The sequence below is a fragment of the Pseudomonas sp. genome (assembly GCF_050739995.1).
Lineage (GTDB): Bacteria > Pseudomonadota > Gammaproteobacteria > Pseudomonadales > Pseudomonadaceae > Aquipseudomonas.
The window spans coordinates 1-1,905 of sequence record NZ_JBOICG010000545.1 but is presented as its reverse complement, the minus strand read 5'-3'; the positions used below and the strand labels follow the sequence as shown (position 1 = coordinate 1,905).

The window sequence follows — 1,905 nt, the reverse complement described above, 5'->3', positions numbered from 1 at the left end:
TTCGCGAGCAAGCCCGCTCCCACATTTGGATCTTCATAGGTTTCTAAATCACTGATCAGAAGGCAAAAGTCCCATCGAATACTGGCTTGTCATCCAGCGCCAACACCCCACTGGCAAAGATCAAATCCAGGTGATGGCTGCCTTTCTGCCCACCGCCCAAGCCCAGGTGCAACCCGCAATGGCGCTCCTCGAACCCGGCATTGCGTGCATACAGGTCCTTCACGCCTTCATTGGTACCAATCCCCAACTCCTCCACACGCCGGTTCGACGGATTGGCATTCAGGTACTTGTTGAAATCATCCGCCAACCCCGGCACTTCACTGGCCACGCTGCAGATGGTCGAGTTCTCGATCCACAGCTCCAGCGGCGATTGCAGCACACCATATTTGCGCGCAAACGGGATGGTGCTGAGAAAGGTGCCGACAAAGCGTACCTGGCCGTTGATGGCCTCGCTGTGGGTGGCAATCTCACCGGGGGCCAGGTCGTGGTTGCCGACGCCGTTGATATTGGTCCACTTCTTGATGCTGCTCATCGGCGCTTCCAGGCGCGAGCCGTGCTTGTCGGTAAAACTCAGCACGCTGGCCTGGGACATGCGCCGGATCAGCGTGGCGTTGAGGTCAGCGATACGCTGGGGCTCCACGCTGAAGGTGTCGTAGAAGTAGTCGCCGTAATCCTTGAACAGCAGGGATTTCTTCCAGTGCTCGGCCATGACGCCTTGTAGTGCGCGGACAAAGTCCGGGCCTTCGGCGCGTGGATTGGGCAAGGTCGAGGAATCGTAGAGAAACAAGTAGAGGTCGCAGGCCTCGATGGCTTGGGCCAGGGTATCGCTGGCGGCCAGGTCCAGGCGCTGTAACTGGAAATTGAAACGGGCGGTGCTGCCGTGGGTGATCGCTTGGGCGATGGCGTCATAGCGTTCGGTGTGGCCCAGCAGCACGGTAGGGCGGTTCAGGCCGTTGAGGGCGGGATGGTGAGTGAGGTAGTAGAGAAAGTGTTCGACGGCGCGGGCCTTGTCCATGACGTACTTCCTTTGGTGCCTTGGGTAAGGGGCAGGTGCCGTGCACGGCACCTGCCGGATGCCTGCCGTTTCTTAGAAAGGCCACATCGCGGTGCCAAATGGCACAACGGCATCGGCTTGCATCATTTCAACGGCGGCCTCATGGGTCGGTGCTTCAAACCAATCGTCGAGTTGCAATTCGGTTTCCAGGTCGTTTTCCAGTGCTTGCATGGTGTTTCTCCTAGAGGACGTTGTTTGAGAACGGCTTGCTAGCGGGCTTCGCTGGGCAAGTGGGAAGAACCTAGGAGAGAGTGTTTCGGAATGCAAAATATTTATTGACACGGTCTCATTTGGATTTTTTGTTCTGTTTTTGTGCCGGGATTTTTTATTGAGAAAAAACAATGTTCTGTCGAAGGTAATTTGTCGGAAATTTCCCACTGACATTTTTCCGTTCGTTGACAGGCGTAACGCTAATTTTCCGCGCTGTAACGATTAATTTACGAGAAGATCGCCGTATTCTTAGGTATGGCGACGTTGTAAGGAATGCCTGACAGATTGTCGCGTACGCCCGCAGAGAGCGGCCCGAAGCTGTCGAGCGGTGTACAATGCGCCGCGTTTTACTGTGACCCCCTTGCGTATCCACGCAAAAGGCCAAGACCTCAGGGTTCATCACCCCTGATCACTCCGCCCGGCCACGAGCCTGGCGGGTTCGATTTCGTCACAGATAAAAACAAACAGGTGACGCATGACCGTTAGAAAGACGCTGTACTCCTGGTGCCTGCGCTGGGGTTTGAGCGGCGCTGCTTGAGTCGAGATTCAAGACAGCAACGTGCATTCAACATCATCAAACCTTGCGTGAGACCCTTTTCATGAGTGGACCCCATTCCTCTTCAGGCGAGCTGAAACGCGGC

Annotated in this window: 2 protein-coding genes; both read right to left on the bottom strand. The window is 55.8% G+C overall.

The features are described from left to right. Positions 1–55: 55 nt before the first annotated feature. A complete protein-coding gene (locus ACRESD_RS17895) occupies positions 56–1,015 on the bottom strand; it encodes a leucyl aminopeptidase (RefSeq protein ID WP_431752133.1) in 960 nt (319 codons plus the stop codon). A 72-nt stretch (positions 1,016–1,087) separates the two neighbouring features. After that, positions 1,088–1,225, bottom strand: a complete 138-nt coding sequence (locus ACRESD_RS17890; RefSeq protein ID WP_003175756.1) for a hypothetical protein — start codon at positions 1,223–1,225, stop codon at positions 1,088–1,090. Between the last annotated feature and the right edge of the window lie 680 nt (positions 1,226–1,905).

Bases quoted from the DNA above. Each gene is read 5' to 3' on its own strand.
- ACRESD_RS17895 (WP_431752133.1), bottom strand. From the start codon at position 1,015: ATGGACAAGGCCCGCGCCGTCGAACACTTTCTCTACTACCTCACTCAC.
- ACRESD_RS17890 (WP_003175756.1), bottom strand. From the start codon at position 1,225: ATGCAAGCACTGGAAAACGACCTGGAAACCGAATTGCAACTCGACGAT.